General features: G+C 67.0%; 11 protein-coding genes. 5 read left to right on the top strand and 6 right to left on the bottom strand.

Annotated features, from left to right (window positions below):
• Positions 1-20 precede the first annotated feature (20 nt).
• The 5 genes from ACTIFP_RS01335 to ACTIFP_RS01355 all read right to left on the bottom strand — a co-directional run bounded on the left by ACTIFP_RS01335 (position 21) and on the right by ACTIFP_RS01355 (position 5581).
• Positions 21-485: a YaiI/YqxD family protein gene (locus ACTIFP_RS01335; protein WP_439566925.1), complete on the bottom strand. Its 465-nt coding sequence runs from the start codon at positions 483-485 to the stop codon at positions 21-23.
• 13 nt (positions 486-498) lie between these two features.
• Positions 499-630 (bottom strand): hypothetical protein, encoded by a 132-nt coding sequence (locus ACTIFP_RS01340; protein WP_439566926.1) that lies wholly within the window; start codon positions 628-630, stop codon positions 499-501.
• A gap of 79 nt (positions 631-709) precedes the next feature.
• Positions 710-1468: a sulfite exporter TauE/SafE family protein gene (locus tag ACTIFP_RS01345; RefSeq protein ID WP_439566927.1), complete on the bottom strand. Its 759-nt coding sequence runs from the start codon at positions 1466-1468 to the stop codon at positions 710-712.
• Entirely contained in the window at positions 1465-2193 is a 729-nt protein-coding gene (ung, locus tag ACTIFP_RS01350) for a uracil-DNA glycosylase (RefSeq protein WP_439566928.1), read from the bottom strand. Before ung ends, ACTIFP_RS01345 begins: the two co-directional genes overlap by 4 nt.
• A gap of 307 nt (positions 2194-2500) precedes the next feature.
• Positions 2501-5581, bottom strand: a complete 3081-nt coding sequence (locus ACTIFP_RS01355) for a TonB-dependent receptor plug domain-containing protein (RefSeq protein ID WP_439566929.1) — start codon at positions 5579-5581, stop codon at positions 2501-2503.
• Between the two features lie 182 nt (positions 5582-5763).
• On the opposite strand from ACTIFP_RS01355, the gene ACTIFP_RS01360 reads away from it, so the two are divergent.
• The 5 genes from ACTIFP_RS01360 to ACTIFP_RS01380 all read left to right on the top strand — a co-directional run bounded on the left by ACTIFP_RS01360 (position 5764) and on the right by ACTIFP_RS01380 (position 16533).
• Positions 5764-6096 carry a phosphoribosyl-ATP diphosphatase gene (locus ACTIFP_RS01360; RefSeq protein WP_439566930.1) on the top strand — a complete coding sequence of 111 codons (333 nt, stop codon included), beginning with the start codon at positions 5764-5766 and terminating at the stop codon, positions 6094-6096.
• 8 nt (positions 6097-6104) lie between these two features.
• Positions 6105-6482, top strand: a complete 378-nt coding sequence (locus ACTIFP_RS01365) for a histidine triad nucleotide-binding protein (RefSeq protein ID WP_439566931.1) — start codon at positions 6105-6107, stop codon at positions 6480-6482.
• Between the two features lie 145 nt (positions 6483-6627).
• Complete coding sequence (locus ACTIFP_RS01370) at positions 6628-12477, top strand: alpha-2-macroglobulin family protein (protein ID WP_439567283.1); 5850 nt, start codon at positions 6628-6630, stop codon at positions 12475-12477.
• Between the two features lie 236 nt (positions 12478-12713).
• Positions 12714-14849, top strand: a complete 2136-nt coding sequence (gene pbpC, locus ACTIFP_RS01375; protein WP_439566932.1) for a penicillin-binding protein 1C — start codon at positions 12714-12716, stop codon at positions 14847-14849.
• A 124-nt stretch (positions 14850-14973) separates the two neighbouring features.
• A complete protein-coding gene (locus tag ACTIFP_RS01380) occupies positions 14974-16533 on the top strand; it encodes an amino acid permease (protein WP_439566933.1) in 1560 nt (519 codons plus the stop codon).
• 65 nt (positions 16534-16598) lie between these two features.
• Here the strand turns inward: ACTIFP_RS01380 and ACTIFP_RS01385 are convergent, their stop codons facing one another.
• Positions 16599-17843, bottom strand: a complete 1245-nt coding sequence (locus tag ACTIFP_RS01385) for a multidrug effflux MFS transporter (RefSeq protein WP_439566934.1) — start codon at positions 17841-17843, stop codon at positions 16599-16601.
• Between the last annotated feature and the right edge of the window lie 265 nt (positions 17844-18108).

Genomic DNA, 18108 nt, shown 5'->3' on the forward strand with positions numbered 1-18108 from the left:
CATGCCTGCAGCAGCAAAGATCAACCGCCGCCGCGCTTCAGCCGCACCAGCGCGCTGTCCAGCGCCTGCAGGAATTGCGAGCGGTCGGCCTTGGTGAACGGCGGCGGGCCGCCCATCCCCTCGCCCATCCCGGCGCGCAAATCGGCCATGATCGCGCGCGTCGCGATCGCCGGGCCGATCGACGCCAGGGTGAAGGGCTTGCCATTGGGACCAAGCACCACCGCCCCCGCCTTCAGCGCCCGGTCGGCGAGCAGGATGTCGGCGGTGATCACGATGCTCTGCGCATCGGCGGCTTCGGCGATCCAGTCGTCGGCGGCGTCGAAACCGTCGGACACCACCACCCGTTCGATCAGCGGATGCTCGGGCATGCGCAACCGGCTGTTGCTCACCACCTTCACGGCCACTTCGTGCCGCCAGGCGACGCGGTAAATCTCGTCCTTCACCGGACAGGCGTCGGCATCGACCAATATCGTCGGGGTAGGCATAGCGGCGGTGCGGTTACTTCTTCATATTGTCGAGGCCCACGACCACCCCGACCTTGGTCGACGGATTGCTCGCGTTCGCCTTCTTCGGCTTCTCGGCCTTGGGCTTGCGGACTTCGCGGTTCGTTTTCTTCTGGCCTTTGGCCATGGTCAATACCTTGAAAGGGCGACGGGCGCCTGTGCCCATCGCAGCGCAGCCTACGCGCTTTGCCGCCGCAAGTCGCCCCTTATCCCGCCAGCCCGTCCCACATCAGCTTCGCGCCGAGCACCACCATGAGCAGGTAGATCAGGACATAAAAACGCGCGCCGTCGATCCGTTTCAGCCAGCGCACCGTGAGCAAGGTCGACACGATCGCGAGCGGCATCAGCAGCGCCGCGGCGACCAGCACCTCATGCGGAAAGGCGCCAAGCGCGATATAAGCGGGCACCTTGATCCAGTTGATCGCCGCGAACAGGATCGAACTGGTGCCGACGAACACCAGATGCGGCAGGCGGCGCGGGGTCACCCACATCTGGAACGGCGGCCCGCCGGCGTGGGCGATCTGGCTGGTGAAGCCGGTGGCGACCCCGAACAGGCTGCCGACCCAGCCGGGCGAGGTCGATGCCGCAACCACGCGCCCGCCGCGCTCGACCCACAGCCGATAGAGCCCGAACGCCAACGTGATCGCACCGAGCGCCGCCATCAGCTTCGCTTCGTCGACCCGCTCGGCATAAAAATAGCCTGCCGCGATGCCGAGCGCGGCGCCGGGCAGCATCCACCCGATGATCCACCCGTCCCACGTCTTGCGGAACGACCAGACGCTGACGACGTCCTGCACGATCAGGATCGGCAGCAGCAGCGCGGCGGCCATCGTCGGCGGCAACACCAGCGCGACGAGCGGCGTCGCGAGCGCCCCGACCCCCGACAGCCCGCCCTTGGCCAGCCCGAGCAGGATCACCGCCAGCGCCAGCACCGCGAGCGTCAACGGGTCGCTGAGCAAACTCATATAACCGCAGCGTCCGGCTCTTCAGGCAGCGCCCAGTCGATGGCCCCGCGCCCCTGCGCCACCAGGAAATCATTCGTCTGGCTGAACGGCCGCGACCCGAAAAAGCCGTTGTGCGCCGACAGCGGCGAGGGATGCGGCGCGCGCAGCACCAGATGTGGGCTGCCCGCGCCCAGCCTCCCCTCCTTCAGACCGGCGACATTCGCCGCCTTTTTCTGCGCATGGCTGCCCCACAGGATGAAGACCTTCGGCGCCGGATCGGCAGCGACCGCGGCAACCACCGCGTCGGTGAATTTCTCCCACCCCTTGCCCTGATGCGACGCCGCCTGCCCCGCTTCGACCGTCAGGCAATTGTTGAGCAGCAGCACGCCTTGTTCGGCCCAATGCTTCAAATAGCCGTGCGATGCGCGGGGAATGCCGAGGTCACTCTGCATTTCCTTGTAGATATTGACCAGGCTCGGCGGCACCCGCACCCCCGGCTGGACCGAAAAGCACAGCCCATGCGCCTGCCCCGGCCCATGATAGGGATCCTGCCCGAGGATCACGACGCGGACATCCTGCGGCGGTGTCGCGTCGAGGGCCGCAAACCAGTCGCGCGGCCGCGGGTAAATGACCTTGCCCCTGTCGCGCTCGGCACCCAGAAACGCCTTGAGCGCCGCCATATAGGGCTGTTCGAACTCGCCGCCTACCGCTGCGAGCCAGTCGGGATGCAATTTGACCTCAGCCATGCCCGCGCTTCACCAGAGCGGTAGCCCGTTGTCTAGCTTTCTGTTGGCGACCGAAAGCCGCCCCATCCATCATCGTCACCCCGGACTTGAACCGGGGTCCATGACTTCAGTGCCGAAACGGATCCCGGATCAAGTCCGGGATGACGAGGGTCAGCAAACGACCGGAACCAGCCGTCGCCCCCGCGAAGGCGGGGGCCGCTGGAGGGTTACGCAGCGGCGCAGGAAAAGGCTGATTGCGGCCCCCGCCTTCGCGGGGGCGACGATTAGGGGCGAAAGTCCGCTCCTCACCCCAAAACAGACTTAACCGCTAAATCTTCCCCCGCACGCTCAGGAAAAACCGCCGCCCCAGATAGTCATATTGCGTCCCGAACGCCGGTGCCTGTCCGATCACCGGCGGCGTCGCGGTCACCACCGTCGACACCCGCGGCGGCGGGGTGTCGAACAGGTTGGCGACGCCCAGCGTGATCCGGAACCGCTCGGCAACATCGCGGCTCAGCGACAAGGAATGATAGAAGGTCGCAGGCACGCTCACATCGGGGCAGAATCGCCCGCCGGGGCGGAAGCCCGAGGTCCGGCATGCATCGCCGCCCTGCGCGCGCAGCAGGTCGCCCTCGTTCGACGCGGCGCCGGTGACGTCGAGCCCGTAGAAGAGGGTCCAGCCGCCCTTCATCCAGCCAAGGTTGAAATCGCCGACCCATTTCGGATTGCCGATCTTGCCATTGTCGTTGACCTCGGTGCCGGGAAACAGCGCCACCTTGTCCTTCACCTGCCACGTCATCTGCGCCCGAAACGCCAGCGCGCCAAGGTTGCCCAGATCCTGATCGACCGCGAGCGACAGGTCGACGCCGCGGTTCCGCTGGCGGCTGATGTTCACGTAACGGTCGGTCACCGCCGCGACGCTTTGCGTATCCGGCCCCGCCGTCGTCGACCGCGTGAACAGCCCGCACAGCGGTTCGTCGGCAACCGCCGAGTCATAACAGCCGCGCAGGATGTTGCCCGCGCCGAGCAGGGTGATCTCGTCCCGCACCTCGATGTCGAAATAATCGACCGCGAGCCGCGTCTTTAGCCCGCCCCACAGCGCCCCCGACAGATCGGGGGTCAGGATCACCGACACCGTTTTGGCGGTCGATGTTTCGGGTTTGAGCGCGCCGATCCCGCCGCCCGACATGATCGTTGCGGGGCTGACGCCGCCAGCAAAATTGGGTCCGACGCCGTCGGCGGCGCAATTGTCGAAGATGCGCTGACTGATCGCCCCCGCGGCGAGCCGCGCTGCGGTGCGGATGCACGGATCGATGTCCTGCTGGCCCGCGAAGCCCGTCTGATTTTCCAGGAACAGCTCGAACAGCGCCGGGGCGCGGAACGACGTGCCCCAGGTGCCGCGAAAGCGCAGCCAGTCGGTGACCGCCCAGTCGGCGCCGATCTTCCACGTCGTATCGCTGAAGCGGTCCTGCACCCCGTCGCGGCGGGTGGCTTCGACATGGGTATAGCGCGCGGCGCCCGACAGCGTCAGCCGCTCGATCATCGGCACGCCGTCAAGCAAAGGCACTTCGATTTCACCGAACAGCTCCTTCGCCACGGTGCGCCCCGCGGTAATTCCCGAGGTGGTGAAATTGGCGACATTGCCCGCCAGCGTCGCTTCGCCCGGGGTGTCGTCGATTTCGTCGCGGCGGATCGTCGCGCCGAACGCCGCCCCGACCGGCCCGGCGGGCAGGGTGAGCAGCTTGCCGGTGAGCAGCGCCTCGGCCGAAGTCTGCTTGAACAAGGTTCGCCCGGTTTCGCGGCCCATCAGGAAGGCGCGCTCGGCGGGGGTGAAGTCGCCGCGCAGCACGCGCGGGTCGGTAAAATCAATGTCGATGCACGGCACGCCGCGGATCGCGGTCGTCGTGCCGACGCACGATCGCGTCCGCAGGGTCTGCGACGCGAGCGCGTCCTGATAGATCACGTCCTGCGTGTAACGGGCATCCGAACGGCTGTGCTGGCCGTGGACGTCCCATTTCCAGCCGCCGCCAAACGTGCCGCGCAACCCCACCACACCGCGATAATAGTCGACATCGGCCGCGCTTTGCGATTTCACCAACACGCGCGGGCGCAGGATGATGTTGCCGCCGAACTCGCCGTTGAACGGGTCGCCCATGTCGAACGGGTCGCAATTGTTGGCGGCGGGGTTGCAGAGGAAAAAGGGCAGCATCGACGCGCCGGTGAACTGGTCGAGCGTCAGCACCTGAAAGCCGGTGTTGCGCGACTTGCGATTGCTGAACAGCGCCTCGCCATAGAGGGCGATGCCGTCGGTGACGTCATAGGCGGCATCGGCGAAGGCGCTGATCCTGCTCACGCCCGAAAATACATCGGAATCCTGTTCGACCGGCTCGAATTTGTTGAGCGCGCCGGTCGACGGGCCGTCAAAATTGAGCCCGAAGAAATTGGCCGGGCCGAACACCCCGATCGGATTATAGGCGTTCAGCGGGATGCCGACGCCCGCGAACTCGGCGCCATATTGCCCGGCAAAGATCGTCTGCCCGTTCGGCGCGATCAACCCGGGGCCAAAGGTCGGAAAGCCGGTCGGATCGACCCCGGCAAAGTCACCAAAGACGATCGCATTGCCCAGCGTGCTGCTGCACGCCGGACGCCCGGTGCGAAAATCGACGATGTCGGCGCGGCTGCCATCGGCCTCGCGCTTCAGATATTCTTCCGAGCAGAACAGGAAACCGCGGTCGCGGCGGGTCAGGTTCTGCTGGCGGAAATAATCGACCGTCGCGAAAATATGCCCGCGGTCGAATGTCTTGCCGAAACTCGCATCGACGCCATAGCTTTCGCCGCCGCCATGCTGCGTGATCGACGAAAAGCCGCCACCTTCAAAGCCGTTCAGGTCGTTGCGGGTCAATATGTTGACCACGCCTGCCACGGCATCCGACCCATAGATCGACGAGGCGCCGGTCTTGAGCACCTCGACCTGGCGGACGACCGATAGCGGCAGGACGTTGAGGTCGAAAGGGGCGACCGAGCCGCGGATTCCCGCCGGACCCGCGCGCCGACCGTTGATCAGCACCAGCGTCCGCTCGGCGCCGAGGCCGCGCAGCGACACCGTCTGCACATCATTGCCGCCATTGGCGATGACGCGGTTCGACAGCGCCGAGGTGATCTGGATCGACCCCTGCGCCGCGGGTGCCGATTGCAGGATGTCGGCCAGCTGGACCTGGCCCTGCAGTTTCGCCGCTTCGACGTCGATGACCTGGATCGGGTCGGCGCTGGTAAATTCGCTTTTCGCGATCCGCGAACCGGTGACGACAATGTCATCTTCGCCGGTCTGCGCCGCGGCGGGCGCTGCCATCAAGGCGATGACCGAGGCCGTTGCGGCCAGAAACACCTGGGGGCGGGTGTCTGATTTCATGATATTTTTTCCGAACTTTAGAGTTGATCTCGCCCCCCGGCGCAGAAAAAATACCGCGATCCGCGTTTCGATATGGTTACCGGCGCCTAAAAATTTGCGCGTGCGTCGTTCGCGCCACACCCCGTCTCGGCTTGTCGCCGCGCCCCCGCGCCGCTAGTCACCCTCGCAAAGGGAGCGCGCGGATGAGCAAGGCAATGGGTGAAGCGCTGGGGCGGCTCGAGGCGGTGATCCACGACCGGCTCGCCGCGGGCGAAGCCGAAGCCTCTTACGTCGCCAGCCTCGCCGCCAAAGGCCGCGGCAAGATCGCGCAAAAGCTGGGCGAGGAAGCCGTCGAGGCGGTGATCGCCGCGGTCAGCGAGGACGACCCGGCGCTGATCGGCGAAGCAAGCGACCTCGTCTTCCACCTCGCGATCCTGCTCGCCGAACGCGGCCTGACGTGGGACGCGATCGCCGCCGAACTCGGCCGCCGCCACGGCACCTCCGGCCACACCGAAAAAGCCAGCCGCCAGTCCTAGGAGCCCCCATGCCGATCGACGCCACCCAGCCCTATGACGACAGCAACATCTTCGCGCGCATCCTGCGCGGCGAGCTGCCGTCGAAGACCGTGTACGACGACGAATTCGCGCTCGCCTTCCACGACATCAACCCGCAGGCGCCGCTCCATATCCTCGTGATCCCCAAGGGCGCCTATGTCAGCTGGGACGATTTTTCCGCGCGCGCCAGCGACGCCGAAATCGCGGGTTTTGTCCGCGCTGTCGGGCAGGTCGCGCGCGATCAGGGACTCGTCGCCCCCGGCTACCGCCTGCTCGCCAACACCGGGCTCGACAGCCACCAGGAAGTGCCGCACCTCCACGTCCATATCTTCGCCGGCCAAAAGCTCGGCCCGATGCTCGCACGCTGATGTTTCGCGGCCGTCTATGACCGCCGTCACAGCCGTTTCCTGAAACGCGGCTAACCGTTCCCGGTACGCGGCGACGGGTGGACAGCAGCCCCTGTTTCCAGCAGGATAGAAGCGCGGGTTCAGGCGGGGAGACGGTGCGATGAAAATGCGGTGGCAAGGGCTCGCGGCGCGGTTCGCCGGCAAAGCGAAACTAGCGCTGATCCTCCCCCTTTCACTCGCGATGGCGGCGACCGCAACCGCCGACACCGTACCGCAAGTCACCCTCGCCACCCCCGGCAGCAGCGGCACCGGCGACGGCACGATCACCCGCTTCACCCTGCGCTTTTCCGAAGACATGGTGCCGCTCGGCGATCCGCGCGCCGCCGCGCCCGCGACCAACGACTGCAAACTCCCATCGACCAGCCGCTGGGTCGACACCCGCACCTGGGTGCTCGAATTCGACAAACCGCTCCCCGGCGGGCTGCGCTGCCATGTCGAGCTGCGCGCCGGGCTGAAGACCGCGCGCGGCGTCGCCGTCGCGGGCAACGAACGCTTCGCGCTCGACACCGGCGGCCCCTCGGCGCGCGCCATCCTCGCGGGCGGCATCTATGACGGGATCGAGGAAGACCAGATCTTCCTCGTCGCCACCAATGTCGCCGCCGACCGCGCCTCGGTCGGCCGCTTCGGCTATTGCGCGGTCGACGGCATCGGCGAAAAGATCCCGCTCGACGTCCTGCCGCGCGGCACCGCGACCGAGATCCTGACCGGGCTGGGCGACGCCAACTGGTCGCGCCAGTCGTTCACTTATGACGCCGGATTGCCGCTGCGCCTGCCCGCCGCGGGCGCCGACCGCGAGGCGGCGCTCGACCGCGTCGTCCCGGTCAAATGCCGCCGCCCGCTGCCCCCGGGGCGCGAGATGGCGGTCGTCTGGGATGCCCGCATCGCGCAGGCCGGGGTGCCGGGCCGCACCGCCGGACGCGACCAGCGCTTCGATTTCGACGTCCGCCCCGCCTTCACCGCCAAAATGTCGTGCAGCCGCGTCAATCCGCAGGCGGGTTGCAACCCGGTCAAGGATGTGACGCTCAGCTTCGCCTCGCCGGTCGCGCGCGACGCCGCGCTCGCCGCGACACTGACCACCGCCGACGGCAAGCGCCTGACCCCCAAGGTCGACGACGACGACAAGAATGACGCCTACCTCACCAGCGTACGCTTCGCCGGTCCGCTGCCGCAGAATGTCGACGCGACGCTGATCCTGCCCGCCGATGTCACCGACCAGAGCGGCCGCAAGCTGCAGAATCAGTCAAATTTCCCGCTGAAATTCCACATCGACCGCGCCCCGCCTTTGGTCAAATTCGCCGCCGAATTCGGTATCCTCGAGGCCGGCGAGGGCGGCGTCCTGCCCGTCACCGTGCGCGGCGTCGAAGGGACGATGGTCAGCAAGAACCTCAAAATGCCCGCCACCGCGCTCCGGGTCGGCGACGACGATGTCGCGATCGCGCGCTGGCTGAAACGCGTCGATGACGCCGACGACACCGATTATCGCGAGGAAAAGGACCGCACCGGCAAGGAGATCCGGGTCAATTACACCGGCACCAGATCGGTGTTCGCCGATGCCCCCGCGGGCGGCGAGCGCCGCGACCTGCAACTGACCCCGCCCGGCGGCGGCAAGCAATTCGAAGTCGTCGGCATCCCGCTCGGCGAAAAGGGCTTCCATGTCGTCGAAATCGCCAGCCCCGAACTCGGCGCCGCGCTGCTCGGGCGCAAGGCGACGCGCTATGTCGCGACCGCCGCGCTCGTCACCAACATGGCGGTGCATTTCAAATGGGGCCGCGAAGGCTCGCTCGCCTGGGTCACCGCGCTCGATACCGGCCTCCCCGTCGCGGGCGCCGAAATCCGCGTTTCGGACAGCTGCACCGGCCGCCTGCTCGCGCGCGGTACCGCCGACAAGGCGGGCCGCCTCGCCTTTGCCGGCGGACTGCCCCAGCCCGAAACCTACTCGAGCTGCGAGGAAAAGCCCGACCCGACCAAGAGCGAGGGCCATGCGCTGATGGTCTCGGCGCGCTCGGGCGACGATTTCAGCTTCACCTTGACCGATTGGGGCAGCGGCATCCGCCCCTATGATTTCGACCTCCCCTATGGCTGGTCGGAGCGCGAGGATATTCTCCACACCGTCTTCGACCGCTCGCTCGTCAAGGCGGGCGAAACCGTCCATATGAAGCATATCCTGCGCCGCCCGGTCGGCACCGGCTTCATGACGCCGCAGCCGCTCGCGGGCAAATTGCGCCTCGTCCACCGCGGCTCCGACACCGAATTTGAAATGTCCTTCGCGATTGCCACGAGCGGCAGCGGCGACAGCGTGTGGAACGTCCCCGCCTCGGCGCCGATGGGCGATTATGAACTCGTGTTCGTCACCAAGGACAAGGATGGCGAGGACAAGACGATCTGGTCGGGCCAGTCGGTCAAGGTCGACGAATATCGCCTGCCGACGATGAAGGCGACCGTCACCGGCCCGAAAACATCGCCGGTGCGCCCGGCGTCGGTGCCGCTGGCGCTGTTTGTCGGCTATCTCTCGGGCGGCCCCGCCGCCAACATCCCCGTCGAACTGCGCACCAACTTCCGCTCCAGCTGGTCGCCGCCCGAAGATTATCGCGACTGGGATTTCGACGGCCAGCCGGTCAAGGAAGGCGTGATCCAGCTCGACGACAGCGGCGAGGAACCCGCCGCCGACCTGCCGCTCGCGCGCTCGGTGCCGCTCAAGCTCGACGCCAATGGCGCTGCCACGACCAGCGTCGCGGTCGACCAGCCGATCACCGAACCGACGGTGATGGCGGTCGAAATGGATTATGAGGACGCCAATGGCGAGACTTTGACCTCCAGCCGCCGGATCACCCTCTACCCGTCCGCAGTCCGCCTCGGGCTCAAGACCGACGGCTGGCTGATGCGCGACAATGATCTGAAGCTGGGTTTCATCGCGCTCGACCTCGACGGCAAGCCGATTTCGGGCCAGCGCGTCTCGGTCGCGCTCTACAACCGCGAGATCATCACCGCGCGGCGCCGCCTGATCGGCGGCTTCTACGCTTATGACAACCAGATGCGGACGACGAAGCTCGCCGCCAGCTGCACCGCGACGACCGACAAGCTCGGCCGCGCGCGCTGCGCCATGGCACCCGGCGTCTCGGGCGAGGTCACCGTCGTCGCAACGACGCTCGACGAGGGCGGCAATGAAGCGCGCGCGGTGCGCTCGGTCTGGCTCGCGGGTGACGACGACTGGTGGTTCGGCGGCGACAATGGCGACCGCATGGACGTCATCGCCGAAAAGCCGCGCTACGCCGCGGGCGACACCGCCAGCTTCCAGGTCCGCATGCCCTTCCGCGAAGCGACCGCGCTCGTCACCGTCGAACGCGAAGGCGTGCTCTCCAGCTTCGTCGTGCCGCTGAAAGGCACCAATCCCGTCGTCAAGGTCAAGCTGCCCGCGACCTACGCCCCCGACGTCTATGTCTCGGTGATGGCGGTGCGCGGGCGCGTCACCGGCAACGAAAGCTGGTTCCGCCAGATGAAGCGCGCGGTCGGTTTCAAGATCGAGAATAGCGAGGGCGCGCCGCCGACCGCCTTGGTCGATCTCGCCAAGCCGAGCTACCGCATGGGCATCGCGCGGATCAAGGTCGGCTGGGAAGGTCACCAGCTCGGCGTCAAGGTCAAGGCCGACAAAGCGAAATATTCGGTTCGCGAAACCGCCAAGGTCGCGATCGAGGTCAAGACCCCCGGCGGCAAGGCCCCCAAAAATGCCGACGTCGCGTTCGCCGCGGTCGACGAGGCGCTGCTGCAGCTCGCCCCCAACGAAAGCTGGGAATTGATCGAGGCGATGATGGGGCAGCGCACCCTCGACGTCCTCACCTCGACCGCGCAGATGCAGGTCGTCGGCAAGCGCCACTATGGCCGCAAGGCGCTCGAACCCGGCGGCGGTGGCGGCGGTGACCTGTCGGGTCTGACCCGCGAAGATTTCCGCCCGGTGCTGCTGTGGAAGGGCAATGTCCCGCTCGATGCCAAGGGCCGCGCCACCGTCGACGTGCCGCTCAGCGACAATCTCTCGGGCTTCCGCCTCGTCGCGATCGCGACCGACGGATCGCAATATTTCGGCACCGGCGAAACCACCGTCCGCACCGTGCAGGATCTCGGTATCTTTGCCGGCATGCCCGAACTGGTGCGCACCGGCGACACCTATGATGCGCGCTTCACGCTGCGCAACGGCACCGATCAGCCGATGGAGGTCACCGCGACCCCGACGCTGTCGCCCGCCGTCGCGACCGCGCCGCCGCTGACCGTCACCATCCCCGCGGGCGGCGCGGTGCCGATCAGCTGGTCGATGACCGCTCCCGAACAAACCGGCCCGATCGAATGGACGGTCGAGGCGGTGGCGAAGGGCGGCAAGCAGCGCGACCGGCTGGTCTTTGCGCAGGTCGTCGAACCCGCGGTGCCGGTCGAAACCTGGGCCGCCAGCCTGTTCCGCGTCGGCCCCGGCACCACCCTGCCGATCGGCATCCCCGCGGGCGCGCTGCCCGGCGGCTATGTCGATGTCGCTCTGGCAGGAACGCTCGCGCCGCCCTTGTCTGGCGTGCGCGACTATATGGGCGTCTATCCCTATAACTGCTTCGAACAATCGACCTCGCGCGCGATTGCGCTCGGCGATCTTGGGCGCTGGCAGGCGCTCGCCGACGCGATGCCGACCTATCTCGATAACGACGGCCTGCTCCGCTATTGGCCGAACGAACGGATGGAGGGGTCGATCGAGCTCACCGCCTATGTCCTCGCGGTCACCGCGGCGAACGGCTACGCGATCCCCGAGGCGTCGAAGGCCAGGATGATCAAGGCGCTACAGGCGGTCGTCGAGGGACGGCTGACCCGCAAGGGTTATGGCCCCTATGACATCCGCCCCGTCCGCATCGCGGCGCTTGCGGCGCTCGCACGCAACAATGCGTCGAGCGCGCAGCTGGTCGCCGCCAACGACGTCGCGCCGATCGACATGGCAACCGGCACGCTCGCCGACTGGCTCGTCGCGATCGAACGCACCCCGGGGGTCCGCGGCGCGCCTGCCCTGCGTACTGCCGCCGAAGCCGAGCTGCGCAAGCGGCTCGTTTACGAAGGCACCCGCCTCGACCTCGTCGACGACGCCCGCGCGCCCTGGTGGATGATGACCAGCGGCGACGAAATGGCGATCAAGGCCCTCGAAGCCGTGCTCGGCCGCAAGGGGTGGGAGGATGACGCGGGCAAGCTGATGGTCGGCGTCGCGCAGCGCCAGCGCAAGGGCCATTGGGACACCACCCCCGCCAATGCGTGGGGCGCGGTCACCGTCCGCCGCTTTGCCGACCTGTATCCGGCGAGCGCGATCACCGGCGTCACCAACATCAGCCTCGCGGGCGCCACCGCATCGCAAAGCTGGCCGCTGCCCCCAGAATCGTCGGCCGAACCCGTCTCGCCGCTTCGCGTCGCACTGAACGCGGCAACGATGAGCCTGAAGCACGACGGCACCGGCGCGCCCTGGGCGACGGTCAGCGTCAAGGCCGCGGTGCCGCTCAAGGAACCGCTCAACGCGGGTTACCGGATCAAGCGCTCGGTCAGCATCGTCAAGGCGGCGAACAAGGATCGCCTGACCCGCGGCGACGTGATCAAGGTGCGGATCGAGGTTGTCGCGGCTGCGGGCCGGACGTGGGTTGTGATCAACGATCCGGTCGCCCCCGGCGCGACGATCGTCGGCAACCTCGGCGGCCAGTCCGAAATGCTCGCCGATCAGGCGGGCGGATCGGGCGCGCAGCCGAGCTATGTCGAACGCGGCCGCGACAGCTGGCGCGGCTATTTCGGCTGGATGCCCGCGGGCACCCACGCGGTCGAATATGTCGTGCGCCTCAACGGCTCGGGCCGCTTCTCGTTGCCGCCGACGCGGGTCGAGGCGATGTACTCCCCCGCGATCCGCGGCCAGTGGCCGAATGGCACATTGACAGTGGCGAGTGTGGGGTCGTGATCCCTACGCCCGCTCCAGCCCGTCCCCGTCATTGCGAGCGGAGCGAAGCAATCCAGAGCGGCTTGTCACACCCTGGATTGCTTCGCTCCGCTCGCAATGACGAGATGATTGACGGCATGACCACCCCTAATTGGATCGTCATCCCGGCGAAGGCCGGGATCTCGACGGCGCGCTTCAACGCCACGGTGAGATCCCGGCGTTCGCCGGGATGACGGAACGTGGATAGTCAATCTCCAGTGCGCCGCTCTTGGCGTGACGCCTTCGCCTGGCTCGCCCTCGCCCTGCTCATCCTCACCACCGCCGCGCACCTGCTCACCCGCCCGCCCCCCATGCCCGCCTACGCCGCCGTCCGCGCCGACTGGCAGCCGAGCGAAGCGTGGCTCTATGACCGCGACGGCCGACTGCTCGACAGCGAACGCGTCAATTTCGAGCGCCGCCGCCTCGCTTGGGTGCCGCTCCAGGACATCAGCCCCGCGGTTCGCGCTGCGGTGGTGAAAGCCGAGGACCGGCGCTTCTGGTCGCACCGCGGGGTCGACTGGCTCGCGGTCGCCAGCGCGATCCGCGCGCGCCTGACGTTGGGGGGGACCGGCGACCGCTCGCGCGGCGCGTCGACCCTGCCGATGCAACTTGCCGCCTTCCTCGACCCCAGCCTCGCCCAACCGGGCCAGCGCGACTGGCGCGCCAAGCTCCGCCAGATGCGCGCTGCGCAGGCGCTCGCTTCCGACTGGACGCACGAGCAGATGCTCGAAGCCTATTTCAACCTCCTGCCCCTGCGCGGTGAGGCGCAGGGCATCGGCGCGGGCGCGCAAAGCCTGTTCGGCAAGAAACCCGCCGACCTGACCCGCACCGACGCTGCGCTGTTCGCAGGCCTCCTCCCCAATCCTGCCGCGGGCGCCGAGGCGCTCGGCCGCCGCGCCTGCCGTGTTGCCCGAACCAAAGACTGCACCGCGATCCGCGCCGCCGCCGCAACCCTCGTCTCGGGCGAACAGGCCGCGCGCTTCGACCCCGCGCTCGCCCCGCACCTCGCGGTTCGCCTGCTCGACCAGCCCGGCAAGCGCGTCACCACCACGATCGACCGCCGCATCCAGACCGCTGCCATCGTCGCGCTGCGCCGCCAGCTCGCCGGGCTCGGCGCCGACCGCGTCCGCGACGGCGCCGTCGTCGTGCTCGACAATGCCACCGGCGAGGTGCTCGCCTATGTCGGCGGGGTCGGCCTCAAATCGACCGCCGCCTCCGTCGATGGTGCCAATGCGCGGCGGCAGGCGGGCTCGACCTTGAAACCGCATCTTTACGCGCAAGTGATCGAGCATGGCTGGCTCACCGCCGCGTCGATCCTCGACGACAGCCCGGTCCAGCTCGACACCGCCTCGGGGCTCTATGTCCCCAAAAATTACGACCACAGCTTCAAGGGACCGGTCAGCGTCCGTCACGCGCTCGCCTCATCGCTCAACGTCCCCGCCGTCCGCGCGCTCGTCATCGACGACGTCCAGCAGTTCCGCGACCGCCTCTGGGCATTGGGCTATCACGGCCTTGTCGAGGACGGCGAATATTACGGCTTCAGTTTGGCGCTCGGATCGGCCGAAGTCTCGCTGGTTGAACAAGCCAACGCCTTCAGAACATTCGCAAATCTTGGAAAGTGGTCGCCGGTCACCTTCGACGCTACGCGGCACCTTCGCAACCTTCCGCCGCGCCAGATCGTGGGCCCCGCCGCCGCCTTCATCGTCGGCGACATCATGGCCGACGCCGCCGCCCGCACCGACGCCTTCGGCGCCGACAGCGCGCTGCGTCTCCCCTTCTGGGCCGCCACGAAGACCGGTACCTCGAAAGGCATGCGCGACAATTGGTGCATCGGCTACTCGGATCGCTTCACCGTCGCCGTGTGGGTCGGCAATCTCGAGGGCGATTCGATGCGCGCCGTCTCGGGTACCTCGGGCGCCGCGCCCGTCTGGCGCGACGTCATGCTCGCGCTCCATGCCGGAAACCCCGGCAAGGCGCCCGCGATGCCCGAAGGCGTCGAGGCGCGCCAGATCGCGCTCCCCGGCACCCGTGAACCGCCACGCCGCGAATATTTCATGGCCGGCACCGCCCAAACCGAAATGGCCGCCGCGCCGCAAGCCGCGCGCCGCCCGCGCATCACCAGTCCGGTCAGCGGCAGCGTCTATGCGCTCGACCCCGACATCCCGATCGACCGCCAGCGCCTCGCGGTGACGGTCAGCGGCGCCGTCGCCGGCTACCGCCTGATCCTCGACAAAAAACCATTGGGCGACGCCGACGCCGGTCAGCAGATCCTGCCGCGCCCGGGCAGCCATATGCTGGCGCTCGTCGATCCGGGCGGGCGGATGATCGACCGGGTGCGCTTTACGGTACGATAAGCGTGCGTGGACCTGCGACAAAAGCGCCGCTGGCCCCCTGAAATTAAGTTGCGCTGGCGCGCGGAGCGGCTAGTCTGCGCAGCCTGGAGACGGACGGCAACCAGCCGCCACAAGGGGACAATTTATGCTTTTTAACCGGGTAAAACCGTTAGATGCCATTTTGGCGACAGCCGAAAAGAAATCGCTTCATCGAACATTGGGCGCTTTTCAGCTGACGCTGTTCGGCATCGGCTGCGTCATCGGCACGGGCATTTTCGTGCTGACCGCCGCGGGCGCGCAGAAGGCCGGTCCCGGCCTTATGCTGGCCTTTGCCATCGCCGGCCTGATCTGCATCCTCGCCGCGCTTTGCTACGCCGAAATCGCCGCGATGATCCCCGTCGCTGGTTCCGCCTATACCTACACCTATGCGACAATGGGCGAGGTGCTTGCCTGGACCGTCGGATGGGCGCTCGTTCTCGAATATGCCGTCGCCGCGTCGGCGGTGTCGGTCGGGTGGTCCGGCTACCTCAACGGCTTGTTGCTCGAATTTTTCGGCTTTCAGTTCCCCGCGGCTCTTGCGGGTGCACCATTGGCGCTGGGCGGCATCGAGGGTGGTATCATCAACCTGCCCGCCGTGATCATCGCGCTGCTCGTCACTTGGCTGCTGATGATCGGCACCACCGAAAGCGCGCGCGTCAACGCCATTCTGGTGGCGATCAAGGTTACCGCGCTAACCGCCTTCATCGTGCTGACGCTGCCCAGCGAAGCGTTTTCGACCGATAAATTCAATCCCTTCCTGCCCGCAGGTATCTTCGGCGGCTTTGGTTCGGGCCTCGGTGCCGTCGGCGCCGCGGCGACGATCTTCTTCGCCTATGTCGGCTTCGACGCCGTTTCGACCGCAGCCGAGGAAACCAAGAACCCGCAGCGCAACGTCCCGATCGGCCTGATCGGCTCTTTGCTCTTCTGCACCGTCTTTTACATTTTGGTCGCGGCGGGCGCAGTCGGCACGATCGGCGGCCAGCCGATCATGGGCCCGAACGGCGTGCCCTTCCCCGCCGGTTCCGAAGAACTGGCACGCCAGTGCGCCACCTTTGCCGCCAACGAACTGCCGCTCGTCTGCTCGAATGAGGCGCTCGCGCATGTGCTGCGCCAGATCGGCTGGTCGGGGGTCGGCAATATGCTCGGCATCGCCGCATTCGTCGCGTTGCCGTCGGTCATCCTGATCCTGCTGTTCGGCCAGACCCGCGTCGCATTCGTGATGAGCCGCGACGGCTTGCTCCCCGAATCGTGGAGCAAGGTGCACCCCAAGTGGAAGACGCCGCATGTCATCACTGCGATCACCGGCATCGTCGTGGCGTTCGCCGCAGCGTTTCTCCCGGTCGGCAAGCTCGCCGACATTGCCAACGCGGGTACGCTTTATGCGTTCATGATGGTCGCTGTCGCGGTGATGATCCTGCGCAAGACCGCTGCCGACACGCCGCGTGCGTTCAAGACGCCGGCCCTGTGGCTGATCGGCCCGCTGACGGTCGCCGGGACGGTGTTCCTGTTCCTCAACCTGCCCTATGAGGCCATGATCGTGTTGCCGGTCTGGGCCTTGATCGGCCTGGTCTTCTATTTCCTCTACAGCCGCAGCCGCAGCCATCTGGGCCGCGGGATTGTCGAGGTGCATGAGGATGATCTGGAACCGCACGCGCCGATCAACTGACGCATAAAGCGCCGCCAATCCAAAGGGGCCGTCCCGGCAATTCGCCGGGGCGGCCCTTTTCTTTGTCAATAGGGGGTCTTGGGCGCGGTGCCCGGGCGGGTGAACAATTTGCCGCGCTCGGCCCACAGCACTAGCGCCAACCCGACCGCCGCGCTGATCAGAAAGGCGTAGGCCAGTGGCAGCGTCGTGCCGTCATATTGCTGACCGATCAGCGCGCCGACGGTCGCCGCGAGCAGCGTCTTGGCAAAGCTTTGGTACGACGAAGCGACCCCCGCCATATGGCCGAAATCCTCCATCGCGATCGACCCGAAATTGCTGCCGATAAAACCGATCAGGCCGATGTTGACCATCATCAGCGCGGTGAACATCACCAAAGTCTCGGCGCCGCTCAGCGCCGCGGCGATCTGGGCGATCGACGTCGCCATGAACGCAAACACCGCGGTCTGCGACACGCGCCGCGCACCGAACCGCTCGACGATCGCGGCGTTCGAGAAGTTGGCGATCGCGATCCCCACCGCGACGCAGGCAAAGATCAGCGGGAACCAGCTTTGCGCGCCGAACACCTCGTCGATGATCTGCTCGCTGCTGTTGAGATAGCCATAGAGCGCGCCCTGCATCATCCCCGACGCGATCATATAGCCCGCGGCGCGGCGATGCCGCGTCACCGTCGCCCAGCCCGATACCATCGTCCGCCAGTCGAGCGGGCGAACGTCGGCGGGGTCGAGCGTTTCGGGCAGGCGGCGCAGCCACGCCAGCATCACCAGCCCCATCGCCGCCAGAACGATGAAGATCGCGCGCCAGCCAGCAATAGCCGCGACCCCGGCGCCGATCGTCGGCGCGATGATCGGCACGATCATGAACACCAGGAAAATCAGCGACAGCCGCTTCGCCATCGCATCGCCCGCGAACAGGTCGCGGATGACCGCGACGACGATAACCCCCAGCGCCGCGCTGATCAGCCCATGGCCAAAGCGCAGCGCCAGCAACATCGGAAAGCTCGTTGCCAAGCCGCAACCGATCGAAAACACGACATAGGCGAGCAGCGCCGGAACCAGCACACCCTTGCGCCCGAACCGGTCGGCGAGCGGGCCATAGATCAGCGATCCAAAGCCGATTCCGAGCAGATAGAGCGAGATGACATATTGGCGATCATTGGCAACCAGCACGCCCAGCCCTTTGCCGATCGCGGGCAGCGCCGGCAGCATCGCGTCGATGGCGAGCGCGTTGAGCGCCATCACCATCGCCATCATGACCACCATTTCGCGATCACCGGGCAGGCTCCGCTGCGGGGTTTGGGCCGGTTTGTGCATCGCAGCAGCCTATGCGCCGATGCCCGGGCTTTGAATAGCCCTTTGCAACCGAAAAGCTATGCAAGACAAAGCGGCGCGCCGCGCGAGAGGGCGGGTTCGCGTGGCGGGAAACGAGCAGTTGTGACCATAATCTTCCCGGTCGCGAAGCGATGGAGAGGTGGCAGCGCGAAGCGCTGACGGAGGGGCCATGACGCGACGTTGCAAGGCCGCTCCCCTCCCTCAAATGAAAAAGGCCGCCCCCAAACCGGGAGCGGCCCTTCCTGTC

Origin of the sequence: Sphingopyxis sp. (assembly GCF_051861155.1) — a bacterium.
Lineage (GTDB): Bacteria > Pseudomonadota > Alphaproteobacteria > Sphingomonadales > Sphingomonadaceae > Sphingopyxis.

Coding starts and splice junctions, on each gene's coding strand:
- ACTIFP_RS01340 (WP_439566926.1), bottom strand. CDS start 630: ATGGCCAAAGGCCAGAAGAAAACGAACCGCGAAGTCCGCAAGCCCAAG.
- ACTIFP_RS01370 (WP_439567283.1), top strand. CDS start 6,628: ATGCGGTGGCAAGGGCTCGCGGCGCGGTTCGCCGGCAAAGCGAAACTA.
- ACTIFP_RS01385 (WP_439566934.1), bottom strand. CDS start 17,843: ATGCACAAACCGGCCCAAACCCCGCAGCGGAGCCTGCCCGGTGATCGC.
- ACTIFP_RS01360 (WP_439566930.1), top strand. CDS start 5,764: ATGAGCAAGGCAATGGGTGAAGCGCTGGGGCGGCTCGAGGCGGTGATC.
- ACTIFP_RS01355 (WP_439566929.1), bottom strand. CDS start 5,581: ATGAAATCAGACACCCGCCCCCAGGTGTTTCTGGCCGCAACGGCCTCG.
- ACTIFP_RS01335 (WP_439566925.1), bottom strand. CDS start 485: ATGCCTACCCCGACGATATTGGTCGATGCCGACGCCTGTCCGGTGAAG.
- ACTIFP_RS01380 (WP_439566933.1), top strand. CDS start 14,974: ATGCTTTTTAACCGGGTAAAACCGTTAGATGCCATTTTGGCGACAGCC.
- ACTIFP_RS01365 (WP_439566931.1), top strand. CDS start 6,105: ATGCCGATCGACGCCACCCAGCCCTATGACGACAGCAACATCTTCGCG.
- ung (WP_439566928.1), bottom strand. CDS start 2,193: ATGGCTGAGGTCAAATTGCATCCCGACTGGCTCGCAGCGGTAGGCGGC.
- ACTIFP_RS01345 (WP_439566927.1), bottom strand. CDS start 1,468: ATGAGTTTGCTCAGCGACCCGTTGACGCTCGCGGTGCTGGCGCTGGCG.